Genomic DNA, 22,193 nt, shown 5'->3' with positions numbered 1-22,193 from the left:
CATGAGAACAGTCGTTTGGCAATCATTAAGTGAGAATCAGCAAGACTCTATTTTGGAGCGCCCTGCTATTGCAGAAGGTGCCAATATCACCACTGCTGTGGCCGAAGTTATTGCTAAAGTTCGAGAAGAAGGTGACTCTGCTCTTATTGAGCTGACAGAAAAGTTTGACCGTGTTAAGCCTGAATCCATTCGTGTTTCTTCTCAGGAAATTAAGGCAGCGTCAGAGCGTTTGTCAGAGTCAATGAAGAGCGCACTAGAGCAAGCTTACGCCAATATTTCTAAGTTCCACAAAGCGCAAAAGCCGCAACCGATCAAGGTGGAAACGCAGCCAGGTGTTCTTTGTGAACAAGTAACACGTCCAATTCAAAAAGTGGGTTTGTACATTCCTGGTGGAAGTGCGCCTTTGCCATCGACTGTTTTGATGCTCGGCGTTCCTGCAAAAATTGCAGGTTGTCGTAAAGTCGTTCTTTGTTCTCCACCGCCAATCGCTGATGAGATCCTTTATGTCGCGAAGCTGTGTGGCATTGATGAAGTGTACAACGTCGGTGGTGGCCAAGCAGTTGCTGCAATGGCTTATGGCACCGAGACTGTATCGAAAGTAGATAAGATCTTTGGTCCGGGCAACGCTTACGTGACCGAAGCAAAACGACAGGTTAGCAATGATTTCCGCGGTGCTGCGATTGATATGCCAGCAGGGCCATCAGAAGTTCTTGTGATTGCCGATGAAACCGCAGATGCAGACTTTATCGCTGCGGATCTTTTGAGCCAAGCAGAACACGGTCCTGATTCTCAAGTGGTATTGGTGACTCCTTCTCCTGTGATTGCTGATCAAGTGACGGATGCGGTTCAACGTCAGCTTAAGGAGCTATCTCGTGCAGACATCGCAGAAAAGGCTCTGGCATCAAGCTTGATCATTATTTCCGAGTCGATGACGCAGTCAGTTTCTATTTCCAATTACTACGGTCCTGAGCACTTGATTGTTCAGACTAAGAACCCTCGTGAGCTTCTACCTCTACTTGATAATGCAGGCTCTATCTTCCTTGGGGATTGGTCGCCTGAATCTGCGGGAGATTACGCGTCGGGGACTAACCACGTCCTTCCTACTTACGGTTACACACGTACTTATTCAAGCTTAGGTTTGGCGGATTTCTCTAAACGAATGACGGTTCAGGAGCTTTCTGCTGATGGTTTAAAGAACCTTGCACCAACGGTAGTCACGATGGCTGAAGCGGAAGGTCTGGACGCTCACAAACGTGCTGTTACTATCCGCGTAGAAAAATTAGCAAGTAAGTAAGAATAAGAGAGTAATGAGATGGAAAAGCTAGCGCGTAAACAAGTCCAACAGCTTACCCCTTATATGTCGGCTCGCCGAATCGGTGGTACGGGTGACGTATGGCTAAATGCCAACGAATCACCATTTAACAATGAATACAAAACAGACTTTGCTCGTCTTAATCGTTACAGCGAATGCCAACCGAAAGAACTGATTTCCGCTTACGCAGCGTATGCGGGTGTTAAACCAGAACAAACACTGACTTCTCGCGGCGCAGACGAAGGTATTGAGTTATTAATTCGTGCATTCTGTGAGCCGGGTGAAGATGCGATTCTTTACTGCCCACCAACTTACGGTATGTACGCCATCAGTGCAGAAACCATCGGTGTAGAGCGCAAAACCGTGCCGCTAACGTCAGATTGGCAACTAGACCTTGCAGGCATCGAAGCTAATCTGGATAACGTGAAACTGGTTTTTGTATGTTCGCCAAACAACCCAACGGGTAACTTGGTTAAGCGTGAGGACATTGTGTCTCTGCTTGAGATGACAAAAGACCGTGCAATCGTGGTGATGGATGAAGCGTACATCGATTTTTGTCCAGAAGCGTCAACGGTAGACCTACTGGCGCAATACCCGAATCTTGCGATTCTGCGTACTCTGTCGAAAGCTTTTGCGCTTGCAGGTCTGCGTTGTGGATTTACGCTTGCGAACGAAGAGCTTATTAATGTACTTCTTAAAGTTATCGCACCTTACCCAGTCCCAGTTCCAGTGGCAGAAATTGCGACTCAGGCGCTTTCGGAAGCTGGTTTAGCACGAGCGAAGTTTCAAGTTCTCGATTTGAATGCAAACCGTGCTTACTTGCAAGTTGGCCTTTCAATGATTCCGGGTTTGGAAGTGTTTGAAGGGTGGGGGAACTACCTATTGGTGAAATTCCCAGATGGCGATGATCTTTTCAAAGCGGCTTGGGATACGGGCATTATTTTGCGTAACTCGCCAATTGAGAACTGTGTACGTATCAGTGTTGGTAACCGCGACGAGTGTGAAAAAACGCTTGGATTTATCAGAAACTACTACGCATAAGTAGAGACAAAATTAATCGCTCTCGCTCAATAGCGGGAGCGCCAAAAGAATAGCAATAAGGAAGTTCCCGAGTGAGCAAACAACAAAAAATCCTTTTTATTGATCGTGATGGCACCTTAATTGTTGAGCCGCCGATTGATTTTCAAGTAGACCGTTTAGACAAACTAAAACTAGAGCCATTTGTTATCCCAAGCCTGTTGTCGTTGCAGGATGCAGGATACCGTTTAGTGATTGTTACGAACCAAGATGGTTTGGGGACCGACAGCTACCCACAAGCTGATTTTGATGCACCACACAACATGATGATGGAGATCTTTGAATCTCAAGGTGTGAAGTTTGATGACGTGCTGATTTGTCCTCACTTCGATGAAGACAACTGCTCTTGCCGTAAGCCTAAGCTAGGCTTGGTGAAAGAGTACCTTCAAGGTGGCAAAGTTGATTTTCAAAACTCCGTTGTGATTGGCGATCGTCAAACCGATCTTCAACTTGCAGAAAACATGGCAATTCGTGGCATTCAATACAACCCAGAAACCATGGGCTGGAAACAGATCCTCAAAGATCTGACGGTGAAGGCGCGTGTTGCTGAAGTCGTTCGCACCACAAAAGAAACAGACATTAAAGTATTCGTTAATCTTGACGAGCAAGGCGGTAACGATATTTCTACAGGTCTTGGCTTTTTTGACCACATGCTGGATCAAATCGCGACGCACGGTGGATTCCAAATGGTGTGCAAAGTGGAAGGTGACCTGCACATTGATGATCACCACACAGTGGAAGATACCGCTCTAGCATTGGGTCAAGCGTTAAAAGAAGCACTGGGTGACAAGCGTGGTATTGGTCGCTTTGGCTTCAGCCTTCCAATGGATGAGTGTTTGGCACAATGTGCACTAGACCTATCTGGTCGTCCTTACCTTAAGTTCGACGCGCAATTCAGTCGTGAGCAAGTGGGTGATCTTTCAACAGAGATGGTAGTTCACTTCTTCCGATCTCTGACTGACACATTAGCGTGTACGCTGCACCTGTCTTCAGCGGGCAACAATGATCACCACATTATTGAAAGTCTATTTAAAGCGTTTGGTCGTACTTTGCGCCAAGCAATCAAAGTAGAAGGCACTGAGCTACCAAGTAGTAAAGGCGTACTTTAAGGCTAACCTTAGCAAGGAGAAAAACAGTGACAGAACAGAAAGTTGTCATTATCGATACTGGCTGTGCCAACGTCTCTTCAGTGAAGTTTGCTATTGAACGCCTAGGCTATGACGTAACAATTTCAAAAGATCCGCAAGTTGTATTGTCGGCAGACAAGCTATTCCTACCGGGCGTGGGAACTGCCAGCGAAGCGATGAAGAACCTAGAAGAACGCGATCTTATCAGCTTGGTAAAACAGGTAGAAAAGCCGTTGTTAGGTATCTGTTTAGGTATGCAACTGTTGGGCAAAGTGTCTCAAGAGAAAGGGCAGAAAGCCGACGAGTTGGTTGAGTGTCTTGGGCTTTGTGATGGCGAAGTGAAGCTACTACAAACTGGCGATTTGCCACTGCCGCATATGGGTTGGAACACGGTCTCTGCAAAAGCAGGTAATCCACTTTTCAAAGGTATTGAAGAAGGAGAGTACTTCTACTTCGTGCACAGCTTTGCAATGCCTGTTGGGGATTACACGATTGCTGAATGTGAGTACGGCAACCCGTTCACAGCAGCAGTACAAAGCGGTAACTACTACGGCGTGCAATTCCACCCTGAGCGTTCTTCAAAAGCGGGCGCGAAGCTTATTCAAAACTTCTTAGAATTATAAAAGGGATTTAGTGTGATTATTCCAGCTCTTGATTTAATTGAAGGACAGGTGGTTCGCCTTTATCAAGGTGATTACGGCCAAGTAACCGAGTACAAAGTCGACCCAGCAGAGCAGTTCAACTTGTACCACCAAGCGGGTGCTAACTGGCTGCACTTGGTGGATTTAACTGGCGCGAAAGACACAACAGCACGCCAGCTTGATTTGATTGCAAAACTACTAGCAAGCACACCAGCAAACATCCAAATCGGTGGCGGTGTGCGTACAGAGCAAGACGTGATTGACCTGCTAGAAGCTGGTGCTCAGCGTGTTGTTGTTGGCTCAACAGCAGTAAAACAGCCGGAGCTTGTGAAAGGTTGGATGGAAAAATACGGCGCAGAGAAAATCGTTCTTGCGTTAGACATCAATATCGACCAAGACGGCACACGTAAAGTAGCGATCTCAGGTTGGCAAGAAGACTCAGGCGTGACCATCGAAGCTTTAATCAACGATTACCTAACGGTAGGTTTGCAGCACGTACTTTGTACTGACATTTCTCGTGACGGTACGCTCGAAGGATCAAACGTAGAGCTTTACGTTGACCTATGCAAACAGTACCCACAAGTGCAGTTTCAATCTTCAGGTGGCATTGGCTCATTAGCAGATATCGAAGCGCTAAAAGGCAGCGGTGTGGCTGGTGTGATTGTTGGTCGTGCGCTGTTAGATGGTAAGTTCACAGCAGAGGAGGCGTTTGCATGTTGGCAAAGCGAATAATTCCATGTCTTGATGTTCGTGATGGACAAGTGGTAAAGGGCGTTCAGTTCCGTAATCACGAGATCATTGGCGACATCGTTCCACTGGCACAGCGTTATGCGGAAGAGGGCGCTGACGAGCTTGTGTTCTACGATATTACCGCTTCAAGTGATGGTCGTGTCGTAGATAAAAGTTGGGTCGCTCGCGTTGCAGAAGTGATTGATATTCCTTTCTGTGTCGCTGGTGGTATTAAATCAGCGGAAGATGCAGCGCGCATTCTTGAGTTTGGTGCAGACAAAGTGTCTATCAACTCACCTGCCTTGGCGAACCCGCAATTGATTACTGACCTTGCTGATAAGTTTGGTGTGCAATGTATCGTGGTGGGCATTGATTCTTACTACGACAAAGAGACCGGCAAGTATCAGGTTTACCAGTTTACTGGTGATGAAGAACGCACCAAAGCAACTCAATGGGAAACGCGTGATTGGGTGCAAGAAGTACAAAAACGGGGCGCTGGTGAAATCGTACTGAACATGATGAACCAAGACGGCGTGCGTAACGGCTACGATATTGAACAACTTAATATGGTGCGTGAAGTGTGTAATGTGCCATTGATTGCATCGGGTGGTGCAGGTGCCATGGAGCACTTCGCAGAAGCCTACCAAAAAGCAAATGTGGATGGCGCGCTTGCCGCATCGGTATTCCACAAGCAAGTCATCAATATTGGTGAACTAAAGCAGTATTTGAAACAACAAGGCATTGAGGTACGACTATGAGTGTGAAAGCCGCCGAAGTAAGTTCGCTAGCTGAGCGAATCAACTGGGAAAAGGTGGATGGTCTGGTACCTGCTATCGTACAAGATTTCCAATCAAGCCAAGTGCTGATGATGGGTTATATGAACCAAGATGCGTTGGCAAAAACGGGCGAAACAGGTCAAGTGACGTTTTTCTCTCGTACCAAGCAGCGTCTTTGGACGAAAGGTGAGACCTCCGGCAACGTATTGCAACTAGTGAACATGCAGCTCGATTGCGACAACGATACGCTACTGGTGAAAGTGAATCCCATTGGTCCTACATGTCACTTGGGTAACACAACTTGCTGGGATGTGGACCCTCAAGAGGAGTCACAAATGGTGTGGCTTCATCAACTTGAGCAGCTATTGGCTGCCCGCAAGAGTGCCGACCCAGATTCCTCTTATACTGCCAGTCTTTATGCCCGTGGCACCAAGCGTATTTCGCAAAAAGTGGGCGAAGAAGGCGTTGAAGTCGCGCTTGCGGCGACGTCGGGCGATAAGGCGGAGTTAGTGTGTGAATCTGCAGATTTGATTTATCACTTAATGGTATTGCTTCAAGACCAAGGCTTATCGATGAATGACGTAGTGAATAAACTGAAAGAGCGTCATAAGTAAGCTTGCGATAAGTGAAAGCCCCTATGCTCTCGAGCCTAGGGGCTTTTTACTTTAGTGTTCTTGATTCGGGGCAAAAACCGGCAACAGTGCTGGTGGCGATTAGATTCTGAATCACGCTCGTCCCTAGCTGTTCAGAATGACGGTATATTTTCTAATGGTACTTGCAGTAGAGTTATTTACTTCAAATAGGTACATATATTCACGTCACTCCAACGAACCTAGGCGAAGTCAAGAATCCAATTAAATCGAGCTCAATAAGCTAGGAGTGGATGATCTTACCCACAACACTTCTTAAATTTCTTACCGCTTCCACAGATACACGGGTCGTTACGACCTACTTTTAGGCTACTCACTGGTTGGTTTAGGCGAGGATCTTGTTCTGGTTCTTCTTCTAGCTCTTCTTCTGGAAACGTGCCGTCAATGTAGTACCAAAGCCCATTTTCTTTTACAAAGCGAGAACGCTCTGTCATGCAGTAGCGTTTGCCGTCTTCGTCAAAGTAAGCGTTGAATTCAACAAAACCTTCATTCTCGTTACAACCCGCTTCAGCTTTCACTACCTCAAGCTTGCACCAATCGCTGTCGATAGATTGGGCAATGCCTTCACGTTGCTCTTCTGCATTACAGCTTGGGTGGTATGTGTTCACCACGTAATCCACTAGACCTAACACATGCGCGCTGTAACGAGAGCGCATTAGCTGCTCCGGAGTGGTGACGTCAGCGTGGTTATTGTGGGCAATTTCACAACACTGTTGGTAGGTGCGGTTAGAGCCGCAAGGACAAGAAGAAGCCATAAAATGAAATCTCGATTAATTAAGCGGTAAAAACAAACAACCCCACATAAGTGAGGTCGCAGGTATTCTTTGGGGCATTATAGCCGTTTAGGGCGTTTGAGACAGCAGTTCTTGAGCCCATTCCGTCGATTGATTAAAAGCGTCTGCTAATTGAGGTTCGGTTAATTTAAGAACGGTGCAATATCGCTCGGCTAACTCCCAGTCCGCTTGTTCGTAGGCGATCGTCATCGAAAGTAAGTGACCAAGTACGCCTTTTCGACTGGTTAATGCGAGTTTTATATCTTCGTCAACGGGGATATCTTCAATGACATCCGAGAGCGGTTGATCGAGCAAAGATCCGAGCAAAGAAAACATGCCTGTCAAAAAAGCCTGCCCAGGGTCATACCTAGTGTTCATTTGACTAAGTAGCAGTTCACACATTCGTGCACGCTGAATCGCTAAAGAGTAAAGAGAGTCAGGTTTATCTTCTTGAACGGAGGCAATTGCAACTAAGGAAATAAAGCGTCGTAGTCGCTCTTCACCCAGATAAATAAGCGCCTGTCTGAACGATTTGATCTTAGTCGTTAATGTATAGCCTGAATTTACGTAAGTAAGCAGCTTGTATGACAGCGTCACATCAATCGAAAACAGACGTTCAACCTCATTGAAGTCGATGGGCTTATCTGCAATCTCTTTACAAAGTTGGATGACGGTAAGAAACGCGGGGTTCAACCGTTTTTTCTGGATCATCTCAGGTTTGCTAAAAAAATACCCTTGAAAATAGTTAAAACCGGCTTCTAGAGCTTGCTCAAACTCTTCATAGGTCTCTACCTTTTCCGCAAGAAAGTCGATTTTAAATGGGCTCAACGCCTGAATAAAAATGGCAGCTTTCTTGATCGGCACAAGTCTAATATCAAACTTGATCATGGAAACGTATGGAAGAAAACGCTTCCAAGCTTTCGTCGGAACAAAATCATCCAGAGCAATTTTGTACCCGCACTCATGAAGGTGCTTGATGGCTTCTAACAGTTCTTCTGTCGGTTCGCAGTCTTCAAGGACTTCAATGACGAGAGATTCTTTAGGAAACAAAGTTGGGACCAAGTTCACCAAGCTTTGATGCGGAAAGTTAACAAAGCCAAGTTTGTTTCCTAATGTGTTGTAATGCGTCGACAAAAAATGATCGGATAGCAGTCGACTAGTAGCCAGCTCTGGTTCTACTTCAGGGAAGGTATTTTTAGGGCCGTCTCGAAAGAGGAGTTCGTAACCTATGGTTCGTTTTTCTCTATCCAGAATCGGTTGGCGAGCTACGTAAGAATACTTCAATTAGGTACTTCGTTCTGTTTAACTTAGTATTATGATAATAGCGATTTTTTACAAAATATCTACGACTTGAGCGTGAATCTTCTACACGCTCTACATGCTTAACGCAAATTCTGTATGAACGGTCTCGTTTGCAGGTCAAAACTATCAGAATTTACTTTTAAAACTGAGCCTTGCGTATACCAATCCCCTAAAACAATTCGGGTCTTTTTAATGCCATCGACGTCAAAAAAATGTGTGTTCGGGCGATGTGTGTGACCATGAATCATTATGTTGACGCAGTTCTGAGACATCACTTTCTCGACCTCATTTTGGTTAACGTCCATGATATCTAATGACTTGCTCATTTTATCATCACGAATATCGGATTGAACTTTTGAGACAATTTTCTTCTTAATGAACCAAGGAATACGGTTAAACAACCATTGTAGCCATGGCTTGTGAACGGTTTTTCTAAACTCTTGGTACTTCACATCGTCAATGCAGAGCGTATCGCCATGTAGGATTACGACTTTTTGACCATAAAGATCAATCGTGCAGACATCGTCGAGTAATGTCATACCGGTTTCTTTGCAAAAGCGTTTGCCGAGTAAAAAATCTCGATTGCCTTGGATGAAAAAAGTTGGCACACCCGCATCCGTCAGTGCTTTAAATTCTGCTCGGATTTGGTCTGCAAAAGGGGTGTTGTCATCGTCACCAATCCAAAATTCAAACAGATCGCCGAGTACATAAAGTGCATCAGCTTTTGTTGCTTCTGTTCGCATGAACGTCACAAAACATTCCGTGATATCAGGACGTGATGGGGTAAGGTGAAGATCGGAAATAAATAATGTCGTCATAGAAATAAGGGGAAGCTATGCCTCCCCATTAACTTATCTTTTAAAAATAATTCCTAAGAATTACTCTTCAATTGTTGTACCAGTGATTACTACGTCTTCTAGAGGTACGTCTTGGTGCATGCCGTAAGAACCAGTGCTAACGCCTTTGATCTTATTTACGATGTCCATGCCTTCGATTACTTCACCGAACACACAGTAACCCCAACCGTCTAGGCTTTCGCTACGGAAGTCTAGGAATGTGTTGTTGTTTACGTTGATGAAGAACTGAGAGCTTGCTGAATGCGGCTCCATAGTACGTGCCATAGCAAGTGTACCCACTTTGTTGCTAAGACCGTTGTTTGCTTCGTTCTTGATAGGTGCACGAGTCGCTTTTTCACGTAGACCAGACTCCATACCACCACCTTGGATCATGAAGCCGTCAATAACACGGTGGAAAAGCGTGTTGTCGTAGAAACCGTCGCGGCAGTACTGAAGGAAGTTTGCGCTTGTCTCTGGCGCTTTCTCTTCGTTTAGTTGAATCTTGATGTCACCAAAATTAGTGTGAAGGGTGATCATGCTACTTTCCTTTACTGTGTTGTGTTGAGCCCGAGATTCTAGCCTAAGTTCTAGTGCTTTAAAAACTCAGGAAGAGGAAATTCTTCGTTTTGTGCTTGAAGTTTAGCCGATTATCGTTTTATCGGTTAATTGCTATTACCTAACTAGGTTGGAGTTGATATACTCATCTTCTTTTATTCATTCACAATCATAGATAGAGATCATGTTAAAGATATATAACACACTCACAAGACAGAAAGAGGAATTCAAACCAATTACAGCTGGCAAAGTCGGTATGTATGTCTGTGGAGTTACCATCTACGATCTCTGTCACATTGGTCACGGTCGTACTTTCGTCTCTTTTGACGTTGTATCACGTTACCTTCGCTACTTGGGCTACGATCTGACGTTTGTACGTAACATCACAGATATCGACGATAAGATCATCAAACGTGCCGCAGAAAATGGTGAGTCTTGCGATTCATTGACTGAGCGTTTAATTGGTGAAATGCACGCTGATTTTGATGCGCTGAACATGAAACGCCCGGACGTTGAACCTCGTGCGACACAGTTTATTGCTGAAATCATCGAATTGGTTGAGAAGCTAATCGAGCGCGGTTTTGCATACGTTGCAGATAACGGTGACGTAATGTTTGAAGTGGGTAAGTTCAACGAATACGGCAAGCTTTCTAAGCAAGACCTTGATCAGCTTCAAGCTGGCGCGCGCGTTGATATCGAAACAGCAAAACGCAGCCCTCTAGACTTTGTACTTTGGAAGATGTCTAAGCCGGGTGAACCAACGTGGGAATCACCATGGGGTCCAGGCCGTCCAGGTTGGCACATCGAATGTTCTGCAATGAACTCGTCAATCCTAGGCAACCACTTCGACATTCACGGCGGCGGTTCTGACCTTCAGTTCCCACACCATGAAAATGAAATCGCGCAATCATGCTGTGCACACGATACACAATACGTGAACACATGGATGCACAGCGGCATGGTAATGGTAGACCGTGAGAAGATGTCTAAATCTCTAGGTAACTTCTTTACTATCCGTGACGTTCTTGGTCACTACGATGCTGAAACAGTGCGTTACTTCCTAATGTCTGGTCACTACCGTAGCCAGTTAAACTACAGCGAAGATAACCTAAACCAAGCACGTGCTTCGCTTGAGCGCCTGTACACATCTCTACGTGGTTTAGACCTAAACGCTGCGCCTGCTGGTGGTGAAGAGTATGTATCTCGCTTTACAGCAGCGATGAACGATGACTTCAATACACCAGAAGCGTACTCAGTTCTGTTCGACATGGCGCGCGAAGTTAACCGTCTGAAGACAGAAAACCTAGAGAAAGCGAGCGAGCTAGGTGCGCTAATGCGTGAACTAGCAGATGTGATCGGTATTCTTCACCAAGATCCAGAAGCCTTCCTAAAAGGTGATGCAGGTAACGATGATGAAGTGGCTGAAATCGAAGCTCTGATCAAGCTGCGTAACGACTCTCGTGCTGCGAAAGATTGGGCGAATGCAGATATGGCTCGTGACAAGCTGACCGAAATGGGCATTGTTCTGGAAGATGGTCCAGAAGGCACAACGTGGCGTCGTAAGTAATTGAATTTTCATTTTTAAAGGGCTGATAATTCAGCCCTTTTATTTTCCATTTCCATAAATTAAAACTTTAACTTTAGGTAATGCTCTGTGGCTCAGATGTATTTCTATTACTCAGCAATGAATGCGGGTAAATCAACAACGCTTCTTCAATCCTCTTTCAACTATCAAGAACGCGGCATGACGCCAGTTATTTTTACGGCTGCGCTAGATGATCGTTTTGGTGTCGGTAAAGTGAGCTCTCGTATTGGTCTTCAATCTGACGCACATTTATTTCGTCAGGATACCAATTTGTATCAGGAGATCGCAGCTCTGAATGAGGTTGAAAAACGTCACTGTATTCTTGTTGATGAGTGTCAGTTCTTGTCGAAAGAACAAGTTTATCAACTTACTGAAGTCGTTGATAAGTTGCATATTCCAGTATTGTGTTACGGCCTTCGCACCGATTTTCTAGGCGAACTTTTTGAAGGCAGTAAGTATCTATTATCTTGGGCAGACAAGCTGGTTGAGCTCAAAACAATCTGCCATTGCGGCCGCAAAGCGAATATGGTTATTCGTACCGATGAACACGGCGTGGCAATTAAAGAAGGCGATCAAGTTGCGATCGGCGGTAACGATAAGTATGTCTCCGTATGCCGCCAACATTACAAAGAAGCGCTCGGTAAATAAGCCGTATTGATACAGAAAAGCCACCGAACTTGGTGGCTTTTTGTTGTCGGTTAGAAAAAGTTAGACTAAGTCAAAACCAAACCGCTCGAGTAAAACCTGGTAAGAAGATTCGACTTGCTGAGGGATGTTCTGCTCGGTTTGAAATCCTTTCTCTGGATAGCTTTTTACGCGAGAGAAATCTTCCATTAGTGCTTCTAGCACCATCATTAATGGCATGTCTTCATTAATGTATTCAAAAAATGGAAGAGCCGCAGAGCTTACTTGGAGCTGAGTGTAGGGTGACTGCCACTGTTTTTCAAATGTCGCGATTGCTCTACGCTCCATAAACGGTTTTTGTACCAGAATAAACGAGGAACACTGTTTTCCTTCCTCTTTTAATCGTTGCTCAGTAAAGCGAACATTTTCTCCACTGTTTGTGGATTCAGTTTCGAGCAAAATTGCTTCACTTGGAACGCCCGACAACTTTGCAATCTCGGCAAAGGTTTCTGCCTCGCTTTTTTCAAACAGTCCATCTGTGAAGCGACCTTGACCCCCTGAAAATACAATCAAAGGTGCCAACTTTTGGTGGTAGAGCTTGGCAGCGTGCTCCGCTACACGCACATCATTACTGCACATCACAAACAAACAGTCCGCAGGTTTCAGTTCATGTTTGAGTTGCATGTAATCCCAAAGCGTTTCTATATGTCTATAGAGTCTCATAGCGCATCCAAAGTTGAATTGAAGTGAAATCGATAACCAAGTGAGAGTAGTTTGTCAGCAAGAATACGCTTGTCAGCTTGCTCTGTGACGGGTGGAAGAGGTATATCACTTCCGATTTTGTTTATGGCAGCTTGGTAGAACTCAGCCTTGCTGACAGTATGAGGTGTCGTAACATTAATGACTTGGTTGCTTAAATTGCCTAAGGCAAATTTCGCAGCCGAGACAGCATCATCTTGATGAAGCATATTAGCTGGTGCTTTACGACTAACTTGTTGAAGCCTTGCAGCAAAGCGAGATGGGTGTCTATCTGGCCCGATTAATCCGCTACAACGTAGAATAACAAAGCTAATATTCGAGTCGATAACATGCTGCTCTGCTTGAAGCATAATACGTGCATTGTCAGAGAAATAAGGGCTTTCGGCTGCTAAAGAGAGTGACGCGTCAGCTTCTTCCATATCGGAAGCAAGGTTAGGGTAAACCGTGGTAGAGCTGATCATGAGAAGTTTTTCAACGTTGTTTTGCTTAGCTGCGTTGGCAAGTATTTGCCATTGCTGTGCATATTCTTGACCGCGTCCTTTACGAAATCCTGGAGGAAAAGCACCGATAACGTGCGTAATTTGATGCTGTTTGAGCAGCTCATCTAGCCGTGCTGTGGCGTTCAATTGATTGAAATCGAACAATGCGGAGTGAGTTAATGAGGTGGGTAACTCTTTTAATCGAGTTTGGCTACGACGAGTGACGACAACATAGTGTCCATCTTTCATCAATATTTCTGCTAGCGGAGTTCCGAGCCAGCCTGCACCTACGATCAATGTATTTGCCATTTGGGTCTTCCTACTTACTTATGTCTGCCCGAATAGGTTGAGCAGTTCTGCTTTGGCTTGTTGATGGAGGGGATCTGAATGCCATTTCTGGTGCTGAATAAGGTCAACATTGACTTGCCAAGCCAGTTTTGTGAAATCATCCCCAACTTTTTTTAATGTATTAGGTGAATACGCGACTAAATGCTGTGGTAGAAAGCACCAACCAAACCCTTTATTCGCCAATTCCAACAAAATATAGTAGTTATCAGCGTACCAGATATCTGGGCTAAATGCTTGATTGAGACCACATGGCTCTGCACTTTTGGATCGTATGACCAATTGACGATGTTGTTTTAGTTGATCAATGTGAGTGATTTGCTGCTTTGCTAAAGGATGCGTTGAAGAGACATAGACATCAAATGCAATATTGCCAAGATTGGTGAAATCGATGTGCCTTGGCATTTGTAAATCACTCAAAATAATCCCAGTCGTGGCGCGTTCCGACTTAACCAATTCAATGATATCAGGGCTTGATGCCGTTAAGCATTCAACTTGTAAGTGTGGAAAGTGTTGCTCTAACTTCTTTAGCACATCCGGCAAGCGAGTCAGAGGAATCCCTTCATCAATAGCTAAGACTAATTTGTTCGTTGGCGTGGAAAAGAGCTGCGATGCCCTATTGTTTAGGCGGTCGAGTTGGCTGATTGTTGCTTGTGCATAGGGTACGAGAGCGAGGCCATTCTCAGTTAATTTAGGGTACCTGCCTGATCGATCAAAAAGCTCAACGCCACAGTCGATCTCCATATTCATGATGTGCTGGCTCACTACAGATTGAGCTCGCCCCAGTTTTCTAGCTGCTCCTGAAAATGATCCTGCTTCTGATGTAGCAATAAAAGCTTGCAGTTGTTCGATGGTAAACATATCGCTTAAACCGATGGTATCTAACTTTTGGTTATCTAAATAATAGATAAAATTCTAAGCATTGAGTAGAACTATTTGGACAGAGAAATATGACTCGTAACGAACGAATTTTTCATGCAGTACTTTTTGAGTTAATCGCACTCGCGATTATTGTACCAGCGGCTTCATTGATCACTGGAAAGGGCTCTAGTGATCTTGCGTTGGTTGGGGTCGGGTTGAGCATGTATACCGTGCTATGGAACTACATCTACAACTTGTACTTTGATAAGTGGTTTGGTGACAATCGAGCTGAGCGAAGTTTAGCGATGCGGCTTGGACACACTATTGGTTTCGAGGGAGGATTAATCTTTATCTCTCTACCTGTGATTGCCTGGTTCTTAGAAATTACGCTTCTTCAAGCTCTAATGCTGGAAGCCGGCTTCCTCGTTTTCTTCCTATTTTATGCCACTGGTTTTAACTGGTTGTATGACAAGGTTCAACCATTTAGCAAAATGAAAAAGCGATTATTGCCGCAGGCATCGACAGGAAAAATATAGGACTAAAAAAGCCACCGAGTTCGGTGGCGTTTTTTGTTCAAATTACACAGACAAAACTCTTAAAATCTTATCTGCATGTTCTGCAACTTCAATGCCTTCGTCTGTTAGATAACCACCGTCAGGCTGTGTACAAAGTTGCTTCTTATATAGACGAGCAACGGCTGCCTGCATTTCTTCTGACGCGTCTGTATGAACTTTAATACCAGTTGCAGCACTACTTAGGTCGAACTGAAGAAGTAGATTCAATTCGGCGATATGTTCAGCTGAATATTTCATAAATGATTCCTTTGCGCTTTTTTTACCAAGCTAGTCTGAAAAGTAGCGTTGGGCAACATTCAACGACAAGAAGTGTTAAGTATGGCGCTATCAGGCTGATATAACGCAGGATCTTTGTTCGAAAGGCCGAATACTTGTTAAGTATCAATGATACTTACTGTAGCGAATGATAGGCGCTATTTATTGCTTGATCTCCCAATAACAACGATTTTAGTAAACACGCCAAATAGCACTTGAAAAAATAGGGAAATAGAGCGATTATCCGCGCCTCTTTAAATGTTTCTAAATGTTACACCAGAATGAACTTTAATCAGTTTGACTCACTATTACCGCCACAAGCTGCGGAACGCGCGGCTGAAGTGGGGGTAGGCAAAGCAACGAAAGCTCCAATCAAATCTTTTCTGCTCGCCATTTCTGCGGGGCTTCATATTGGTATTGCTTTCATCTTCTATACCACAGTAACGACAGGCGCAGGCGAGCTGCCTTGGGGCATTACACGACTCATTGGTGGTCTGGCATTTAGCCTTGGTTTGATTTTGGTGGTGGTTACTGGCGGCGAGCTTTTCACTAGCTCTGTGCTGACACTAGTTGCGCGTGCGAGTGGAAAAATCTCTTGGCAAGCACTCATCAAAAACTGGTTGGTGGTTTATTTTGGCAATATGGTTGGGGCCATTTTGCTCGTGGCCTGTATGCTAGTTACCAAGCAATATATGTTTGATCATGGCCAAGTTGGTCTCAACGCGATGGCGATCTCCCAACACAAATTACATCATGGTTTCTTTGCCGCTGTTGCGCTTGGCATTATGTGTAATGTATTAGTTTGTATTGCAGTTTGGATGACGTTTAGTGGGCGAACATTGACAGATAAAATAGCGGTCATGATTTTGCCTGTGGCTATGTTCGTGTCGGCAGGTTTTGAGCACTGTATTGCGAACATGTTCCAAGTACCTATGGCGATTGGTATTAAGTACTTTGCGCCAGAAGCGTTTTGGCAAATGACAGGGGCAGATATTGCAAACTACGCGGACTTAAACATGATGGGGTTCATCGTAAACAACCTAATTCCTGTTACGATAGGAAACATTATTGGTGGTGGCGTATTTGTTGGCATGTGGTATTGGATGATTTATCTACGCGATGAAGATAACCATTTGCGATAAGTTTAGAAGATCACAAGAAAGGCGAACTAGATGGTTCGCCTTTCTTTTTATTTGTCTCTGCAAATGTCAAACAAGTCGAGTCATGCTAAATCAACTCTTCGTTGATGCCAAAATCGGTTGGGAGCCAATGAGAAGTTACTTCCTTTGGTTCTTGAACGAGCCAATCCAGAGGTGCATCGGACAGGAGTTCATCGTAATTTTCTTTGATCATTAAGACATCCATGTACGTCTCTCCAAGTTTGTGGTCACTGCCTTTACTTTAAAATTAGAACATGTCAGTCACGTGATCAATGCATGACGATTCGATTGATCACTTATGTTGCTATGTTTCTGGTTGCGTATGGGTTTTGGGGGCTTATCCACATTTTCTGTGGATAACCTGTATCAAAGGTCGTGCGTATCTAAACTTGCAAAGAAAATTTCATAAAATTAGAGGCTTATATCAAAAAGAATTCTGCCTGACTTTTCATCTGAAAGCGTCTTGATGAGTGCTCGAAGAATAGTTGAGTTATTCAGTTATAAGTACGTTCGACTTGGCAATATAAGTTGTTTAACGGTCTTTACCTACAAGCGCCAGCTAACCATGAGTTTTGGTCGATTCGGGTTGCTCGATTTTTATCTTGATTCGGCCTTCTTTGGTTTGTACCCAGCGCAATGTCATTTCTAACGTTATGGTTACGGAGGCACTCAACATAACGAAAATCGCCAGCATAATTACTAACTGGTATTTAATCGCAACCATCGGGCTCGCGCCACCTAGAATTTGACCGGTCATCATACCCGGTAAGGTAACCAGCCCTGTAGTGGCCATAGAAGCTAAAGTCGGGGCGAGGGACTTTCTAAGAGCCTCCTGAATGAAGGGGAAGGATGCGTAGCGAGGAGATGCTCCAAGTGAGATTGCAGCCTCATATTCTGCTTGTCTCTGCTCAAAAGCCGTAAACAAATTCTGAAGAGCGATGATATTACTACTCAAGCTGTTACCCAATAACATACCGGCAAGTGGGATCATGTACTGCGCATTGTAAATAGGGGATGGTTGCACTAAGCCTGCTGTAATTGCTATCAGAAGTGGTATTAGACCACAGGTAAGGCCCGTTAGTAGCGGAAGCATAAGTGGCTTTTTAGGTAAGTGAGCTTTTCCCGCAATTGAGCTGGCACCAATCAGTAGCATGATGGCAAGCCAAAGTATATTGACAAGTAAGCTGTTTAATTGAAAAAGATATTCTAAATACACGCCAATCAATATGAGCTGAAGTGTCATTCGGATAACACTGATTATGGTGTCTTTTGCTATCCCTAATTTGTAGCGGGCATTGATAAAGAAGGGGACCAATAAAATCAAACCAAACAGTGCCAGTTTGACCCAGCTTATATCCACCACGTTATCCATAATCGCTCCTTGAAAATACGCGAATAATTGTATCTAAGCCTCTCCTTTATATGAACCACTACGTGCACTTTTTGCTGTTCTTAAAGTAAATCTTGAGTGCTATTTTAGACATTAATACGCAGCATTTTGTTTACAAGTGGTTATCTTTTCCGGAGTTTTTAAGTCGATTTATGGCATGGTAATTACGATTTAAATGTGATCGATGTTTCTTAAATGTTGGTTATTTAACAACTCCTTAAAAGACTTATTTTGTCACATCTGTTCATGTTTTTTAATAAATAACATCAATCCATCATATCTCTGGATGAGCTCAAAAAAGTGTTGAATTACAAGGTCTGAGGTCGCTTATTTGATTGAACCCTACTATTAGTATGGTCTAACATTTTCCATTAGAGATTGTAAAAAACTTAAGCTTGGTTACGCGGGCTTTTCAATAACACTAGATACAAAATAGGCAAATGTATGAGTGATGTTAATAAAATTGAGAGTGGTGAAAAACGCTCCCTGGAGTGGAAGTCGTTCCTCTTCATTGCAGTTGTTCTCTTCCCAATTCTGAGTGTGGCCTTTGTTGGCGGCTACGGGTTCATCGTTTGGATGTTGCAAGTCTTCTTCTTTGGGCCTCCAGGCGCGCACGGCATGTAAGCCAGTGAGCTCATAACCACACTTTTGAAAAGATTTTAAGAGAGCAAATAATGAAATCATTAATCATTAAACTGTGGCGTACCATGACGCGCCCAGCTGTACATATCAGCCTAGGTGTGCTGACTATGGGCGGCTTTATTGCTGGTGTTATCTTTTGGGGTGGCTTTAACACCGCTCTAGAAGCAACCAACACAGAAGAATTCTGTATTAGCTGTCACACAATGCGTGACAACGTGTACGTTGAGCTGCAAGAAACGGTGCACTGGAAAAACCACTCTGGTGTTCGTGCTACCTGTCCTGATTGTCACGTTCCACATAACTGGACAGATAAGATCGCTCGTAAGATGCAAGCTTCTAAAGAAGTATTTGCACAAGTATTTGGCAACTACGACGAACCGGGTGTGTTCGAAGAGCGTCGTATCGAACTTGCTAAACACGAATGGGATCGTTTCTCGGCAAACAAATCTCTGGAGTGTAAAAACTGTCACAACTATGAATCGATGGATTTCGAGCAAATGTCTCCTACGGCTCGTATCCAAATGAAGCAAGCCGCTGAGAAAGATCAAAGCTGTGTTGACTGTCACAAGGGTATTGCGCACAACCTACCAGCAGGCATGGACAGCATTGGCGGTATCGTGGGTGATCTAGAGGGTATGACTTCTAACACGGATTACGGCGTTGGTCAGCAACTCGTGAGCGTTCGTCACCTACCAATTTACTTTGATGCGCAAGGCAGTAAAGAAGCTGGTCTTCTTAATCCTGCATCGACCGTTAAAGTTCTTGAAGACAAAGGCGAGTTTGTTGAGATCGAAATTGACGGTTGGCGCAAAGCAAAAGGTTTTGGTCGTGTAATTCAAGAAGACTTCGGTAAGAACATTGCGACTGCGTCTCTGATGAAAGAAGCAGCAACAGACAGCAACATTGTGACGACTGGTGAGAAAAAAGTGGATGAGCTAACAGGCCTTCCTTGGGAAAAAGTAGCGGCGAAAGTATGGATTAAGAAAGAGTCTATGCTGAACGACATCAATCCTGTTTGGGAAAAATCTCGTGAAGCCTACAAGACCAATTGTTCTGTATGTCACACTCAACCTGCGGAAGCGCACTTCGACGCGAACACCTGGCCAGGTATGTTCGACGGTATGTTGGCGTTCGTTAACCTAGATACAGACAGTGAAGCACTGATCTTGAAGTATCTACAGAAACACTCTTCAGATTATGCTGAAGGTCACCACTAATAAGCGTCGGATTGGAGTAATTTTAAATGGCTATTACACGAAGAAGTTTTCTTAAAGGTGTAGCAACCACAAGTGCAGCGTCAGTAATTGGTCCTAGCTTATTGGCGTCCGCCTCTGCAAATGCCGTTGAGACGACAGGTACTTGGAAAGTAACCGGTTCTCACTGGGGCGCGTTCCGCGCCCACATCTACGCGGGTAAAGTTCAAGAGATCAAGCCGCTAGAGCTAGACAAAAACCCAACAGAAATGTTGAACGGTATCAAGGGCATTATTTACAGCCCTTCACGTGTGCGTTACCCAATGGTTCGTCTAGATTGGTTGAAGAAACATAAATACAGCGCAGATACGCGCGGTAACAACCGTTTCATTCGAGTAACTTGGGATGAAGCGCTAGACTTGTTCTACCGCGAACTAGAACGTATTCAAAAAGACTACGGTCCATGGGCGCTACACGCAGGTCAAACGGGTTGGAACCAAACAGGTTCATTCAACAACTGTACCGCGCACATGCAACGTGCAGTAGGTATGCACGGCAACTTCATCACGAAAGTAGGTGACTACTCGACGGGTGCAGGTCAAACCATTATGCCTTACGTACTTGGTTCAACCGAAGTTTACGCACAAGGTACGTCTTGGTCTGAGATCCTAGAAAACTCTGACAACATCGTTCTTTGGGCTAACGACCCAGTGAAAAACCTTCAAGTAGGTTGGAACTGTGAAACGCATGAGTCGTTTAAGTACCTTGCACAACTAAAAGAAAAAGTGGCGAAAGGTGAGATCAACGTTCTATCTGTAGACCCAGTGAAGAACAAAACTCAGCGCTACTTAGAGAACGATCACTTGTACATCAACCCGCTGACAGACGTAGCGTTCATGCTCGCTGTGGCACACGTGTTGTACAACGAAAACCTGTACGATAAGAAGTTCATTGATACTTACTGTCTCGGCTTTGAAGAGTTCATTCAATACGTTCAAGGTAAGACAAAAGACAAAGTAGAGAAGACGCCTGAATGGGCAGCAGCGATTTGTGGCGTGAAAGCGGACAAGATCCGTGAATTCGCACGCATGCTAGTCAGCGGTCGTACACAGATCCTGATGGGTTGGTGTATCCAGCGTCAAGAGCACGGTGAGCAGCCATACTGGGCAGCGGCTGTGGTTGCTGCAATGGTTGGTCAAATCGGTCTACCTGGCGGTGGTATCTCTTACGGTCACCATTACTCAAGTATCGGTGTGCCTTCTACTGGTTTCGCGGGCCCTGGTGGTTTCCCTCGTAACCTTGACCAAGGTATGAAACCGAAGTGGGACAACAACGACTTTAACGGTTACAGTCGTACTATCCCTGTTGCACGTTGGATCGACTGTCTGCTAGAGCCTGGCAAAGAGATCAACTACAACGGCGGTAAAGTGAAACTGCCAGACTTCAAGATGATGGTTATCTCGGGTTGTAACCCATGGCACCACCATCAAGATCGTAACCGCATGAAGAAAGCGTTCCGCAAGCTTCAAACGGTTGTAACGATCGAGTTTGCTTGGACTGCGACATGTCGTTTCTCAGATATCGTTCTACCGGCGTGTACGCAATGGGAACGTAACGACATCGACGTATACGGTTCATACTCGAACAAAGGTCTGATTGCGATGCATCGCCTAGTTGATCCATTGTTCCAATCTAAGCCTGACTTCCAAATCATGAGTGAACTAACTCAGCGTTTTGGTCGCCGCGAAGAATACACTCGTGGTATGAGCGAGATGGAATGGATCGAAAGCCTTTACAACGATTGTAAAAAAGCGAACGAAGGTAAGTTTGAAATGCCAGAATTCAACGAGTTCTGGGAGAAGAGCGTACTAGACTTCGGTGAAGGTAAACCTTGGGTTCGTCATGCGGACTTCCGTAAAGACCCTGAGCTGAATCCACTAGGTACGCCGTCTGGCTTCATCGAGATCACGTCTCGTAAGATCGGCCGTTACGGTTACGAACACTGTCAAGAGCACCCAATGTGGTTCGAAAAATCAGAGCGTTCACACGGTGGTCCTGGTTCAGATAAATACCCATTCTGGTTGCAGTCTTGCCACCCTGATAAGCGTCTGCACTCTCAGATGTGTGAGTCTGAAGAGTTCCGCGCGACTTACGCGGTACAAGGTCGTGAGCCGGTTTACATCAACCCAGCAGATGCCAAAGCAAAAGGTATCAAAGATGGTGATTTGGTACGTGTATTCAACGGTCGTGGTCAGCTGTTAGCTGGTGCTGTTTTGACTGACAGCTACCCACGTGGCGTTATTCGTATCGAAGAAGGTGCATGGTACGGTCCTCTAAACGAGAAAGAAGGCGCAATCTGTACCTACGGTGATCCTAACACCCTAACGCAAGACATCGGTTCTTCTGAGCTTGCACAGGCGACTTCTGCGAACACATGTATCGTAGACTTCGAGAAGTTCACAGGTAAAGTGCCGCCAGTCACTTCATTTGGTGGTCCGATCGAAGTTGCTTAATTAGTGCAGTTTGCATAAATCCAAATACCAGCCT

General features: G+C 44.8%; 24 protein-coding genes. 14 read left to right on the top strand and 10 right to left on the bottom strand.

All coding sequences use genetic code 11. The features are described from left to right. Position 1 precedes the first annotated feature (1 nt). The 7 genes from hisD to hisIE all read left to right on the top strand — a co-directional run bounded on the left by hisD (position 2) and on the right by hisIE (position 6,276). Positions 2 to 1,294 carry a histidinol dehydrogenase gene (gene hisD, locus J4N40_RS10925; protein ID WP_033905089.1) on the top strand — a complete coding sequence of 431 codons (1,293 nt, stop codon included), beginning with the start codon at positions 2 to 4 and terminating at the stop codon, positions 1,292 to 1,294. An 18-nt stretch (positions 1,295 to 1,312) separates the two neighbouring features. Further along, entirely contained in the window at positions 1,313 to 2,353 is a 1,041-nt protein-coding gene (hisC, locus tag J4N40_RS10920) for a histidinol-phosphate transaminase (RefSeq protein ID WP_017634689.1), read from the top strand. A 71-nt stretch (positions 2,354 to 2,424) separates the two neighbouring features. Continuing rightward, the gene (gene hisB, locus J4N40_RS10915; protein WP_250654245.1) at positions 2,425 to 3,498 is read left to right on the top strand and encodes a bifunctional histidinol-phosphatase/imidazoleglycerol-phosphate dehydratase HisB; all 1,074 of its coding nucleotides are present in this window, start codon (positions 2,425 to 2,427) and stop codon (positions 3,496 to 3,498) included. A gap of 26 nt (positions 3,499 to 3,524) precedes the next feature. Beyond that, positions 3,525 to 4,139, top strand: coding sequence for an imidazole glycerol phosphate synthase subunit HisH (hisH, locus tag J4N40_RS10910; protein WP_005389830.1), 615 nt, complete (start codon positions 3,525 to 3,527; stop codon positions 4,137 to 4,139). Positions 4,140 to 4,151: 12 nt separating this feature from the next. After that, positions 4,152 to 4,889, top strand: coding sequence for a 1-(5-phosphoribosyl)-5-[(5-phosphoribosylamino)methylideneamino]imidazole-4-carboxamide isomerase (gene hisA / locus J4N40_RS10905; RefSeq protein ID WP_005390889.1), 738 nt, complete (start codon positions 4,152 to 4,154; stop codon positions 4,887 to 4,889). Further along, entirely contained in the window at positions 4,871 to 5,644 is a 774-nt protein-coding gene (gene hisF, locus J4N40_RS10900) for an imidazole glycerol phosphate synthase subunit HisF (protein ID WP_004749837.1), read from the top strand. The genes hisA and hisF overlap by 19 nt, the downstream gene beginning before the upstream one ends. Then, the gene (gene hisIE / locus J4N40_RS10895; protein ID WP_005533681.1) at positions 5,641 to 6,276 is read left to right on the top strand and encodes a bifunctional phosphoribosyl-AMP cyclohydrolase/phosphoribosyl-ATP diphosphatase HisIE; all 636 of its coding nucleotides are present in this window, start codon (positions 5,641 to 5,643) and stop codon (positions 6,274 to 6,276) included. Before hisF ends, hisIE begins: the two co-directional genes overlap by 4 nt. A gap of 275 nt (positions 6,277 to 6,551) precedes the next feature. Here the strand turns inward: hisIE and J4N40_RS10890 are convergent, their stop codons facing one another. From J4N40_RS10890 to J4N40_RS10875, 4 genes are all read right to left on the bottom strand, one after another. Continuing rightward, positions 6,552 to 7,067, bottom strand: coding sequence for a YchJ family protein (locus tag J4N40_RS10890; RefSeq protein WP_005378159.1), 516 nt, complete (start codon positions 7,065 to 7,067; stop codon positions 6,552 to 6,554). An 87-nt stretch (positions 7,068 to 7,154) separates the two neighbouring features. Then, the gene (locus tag J4N40_RS10885; protein ID WP_005378158.1) at positions 7,155 to 8,369 is read right to left on the bottom strand and encodes an EAL and HDOD domain-containing protein; all 1,215 of its coding nucleotides are present in this window, start codon (positions 8,367 to 8,369) and stop codon (positions 7,155 to 7,157) included. Positions 8,370 to 8,467: 98 nt separating this feature from the next. Continuing rightward, on the bottom strand, positions 8,468 to 9,205 hold the full coding sequence (gene lpxH, locus J4N40_RS10880; RefSeq protein WP_250654244.1) for a UDP-2,3-diacylglucosamine diphosphatase: 738 nt from the start codon (positions 9,203 to 9,205) through the stop codon (positions 8,468 to 8,470). A gap of 60 nt (positions 9,206 to 9,265) precedes the next feature. After that, positions 9,266 to 9,760, bottom strand: a complete 495-nt coding sequence (locus J4N40_RS10875; protein WP_005378156.1) for a peptidylprolyl isomerase — start codon at positions 9,758 to 9,760, stop codon at positions 9,266 to 9,268. 202 nt (positions 9,761 to 9,962) lie between these two features. On the opposite strand from J4N40_RS10875, the gene cysS reads away from it, so the two are divergent. Next, entirely contained in the window at positions 9,963 to 11,345 is a 1,383-nt protein-coding gene (gene cysS / locus J4N40_RS10870; RefSeq protein WP_005378155.1) for a cysteine--tRNA ligase, read from the top strand. An 87-nt stretch (positions 11,346 to 11,432) separates the two neighbouring features. Continuing rightward, positions 11,433 to 12,011 (top strand): thymidine kinase, encoded by a 579-nt coding sequence (locus J4N40_RS10865; RefSeq protein WP_005378154.1) that lies wholly within the window; start codon positions 11,433 to 11,435, stop codon positions 12,009 to 12,011. Positions 12,012 to 12,071: 60 nt separating this feature from the next. On the opposite strand, the gene J4N40_RS10860 is transcribed toward J4N40_RS10865, so the two are convergent. From J4N40_RS10860 to J4N40_RS10850, 3 genes are read right to left on the bottom strand one after another with little or no spacing between them, the layout of a single operon-like run. Next, positions 12,072 to 12,710 carry a YdcF family protein gene (locus tag J4N40_RS10860; protein WP_054576404.1) on the bottom strand — a complete coding sequence of 213 codons (639 nt, stop codon included), beginning with the start codon at positions 12,708 to 12,710 and terminating at the stop codon, positions 12,072 to 12,074. Then, positions 12,707 to 13,534 (bottom strand): NAD-dependent epimerase/dehydratase family protein, encoded by an 828-nt coding sequence (locus J4N40_RS10855; RefSeq protein WP_054576405.1) that lies wholly within the window; start codon positions 13,532 to 13,534, stop codon positions 12,707 to 12,709. The genes J4N40_RS10860 and J4N40_RS10855 overlap by 4 nt, the downstream gene beginning before the upstream one ends. Before the next feature lie 18 nt (positions 13,535 to 13,552). Then, a complete protein-coding gene (locus tag J4N40_RS10850) occupies positions 13,553 to 14,431 on the bottom strand; it encodes a LysR family transcriptional regulator (RefSeq protein ID WP_250654243.1) in 879 nt (292 codons plus the stop codon). Between the two features lie 89 nt (positions 14,432 to 14,520). Between J4N40_RS10850 and J4N40_RS10845 the strand changes: the two genes are divergently transcribed. Next, positions 14,521 to 14,967, top strand: a complete 447-nt coding sequence (locus J4N40_RS10845) for a PACE efflux transporter (protein ID WP_025766871.1) — start codon at positions 14,521 to 14,523, stop codon at positions 14,965 to 14,967. 42 nt (positions 14,968 to 15,009) lie between these two features. Here the strand turns inward: J4N40_RS10845 and J4N40_RS10840 are convergent, their stop codons facing one another. After that, the gene (locus tag J4N40_RS10840; protein ID WP_005387662.1) at positions 15,010 to 15,243 is read right to left on the bottom strand and encodes a TIGR02647 family protein; all 234 of its coding nucleotides are present in this window, start codon (positions 15,241 to 15,243) and stop codon (positions 15,010 to 15,012) included. 299 nt (positions 15,244 to 15,542) lie between these two features. Here J4N40_RS10840 and focA point away from each other — a divergent pair, with 299 nt between their 5' ends. Next, complete coding sequence (gene focA, locus J4N40_RS10835) at positions 15,543 to 16,403, top strand: formate transporter FocA (RefSeq protein WP_005378146.1); 861 nt, start codon at positions 15,543 to 15,545, stop codon at positions 16,401 to 16,403. A gap of 85 nt (positions 16,404 to 16,488) precedes the next feature. Here focA and J4N40_RS10830 read toward each other — a convergent pair whose 3' ends face one another. After that, positions 16,489 to 16,626: a hypothetical protein gene (locus J4N40_RS10830; RefSeq protein ID WP_005378145.1), complete on the bottom strand. Its 138-nt coding sequence runs from the start codon at positions 16,624 to 16,626 to the stop codon at positions 16,489 to 16,491. A 354-nt stretch (positions 16,627 to 16,980) separates the two neighbouring features. After that, positions 16,981 to 17,793, bottom strand: a complete 813-nt coding sequence (locus J4N40_RS10825; protein WP_017634681.1) for an ABC transporter permease — start codon at positions 17,791 to 17,793, stop codon at positions 16,981 to 16,983. A gap of 462 nt (positions 17,794 to 18,255) precedes the next feature. Between J4N40_RS10825 and torE the strand changes: the two genes are divergently transcribed. Genes torE through torA form a run of 3 tightly spaced genes read left to right on the top strand, consistent with a single transcriptional unit; the run spans position 18,256 to position 22,159 of the window. Beyond that, complete coding sequence (gene torE, locus J4N40_RS10820; protein WP_005378141.1) at positions 18,256 to 18,435, top strand: trimethylamine N-oxide reductase system protein TorE; 180 nt, start codon at positions 18,256 to 18,258, stop codon at positions 18,433 to 18,435. A gap of 50 nt (positions 18,436 to 18,485) precedes the next feature. Next, positions 18,486 to 19,670 carry a pentaheme c-type cytochrome TorC gene (torC, locus tag J4N40_RS10815; protein ID WP_005378139.1) on the top strand — a complete coding sequence of 395 codons (1,185 nt, stop codon included), beginning with the start codon at positions 18,486 to 18,488 and terminating at the stop codon, positions 19,668 to 19,670. A 26-nt stretch (positions 19,671 to 19,696) separates the two neighbouring features. Further along, the gene (gene torA / locus J4N40_RS10810; protein ID WP_005378138.1) at positions 19,697 to 22,159 is read left to right on the top strand and encodes a trimethylamine-N-oxide reductase TorA; all 2,463 of its coding nucleotides are present in this window, start codon (positions 19,697 to 19,699) and stop codon (positions 22,157 to 22,159) included. Positions 22,160 to 22,193: the final 34 nt, after the last annotated feature.

The sequence above is a fragment of the Vibrio sp. SCSIO 43097 genome (genome assembly GCF_023650755.1).
In the GTDB taxonomy this organism is placed as follows: domain Bacteria; phylum Pseudomonadota; class Gammaproteobacteria; order Enterobacterales; family Vibrionaceae; genus Vibrio; species Vibrio alginolyticus.
Note: the sequence above shows the minus strand (reverse complement) of the source record. Positions and strands in the feature narration are given on the sequence as shown.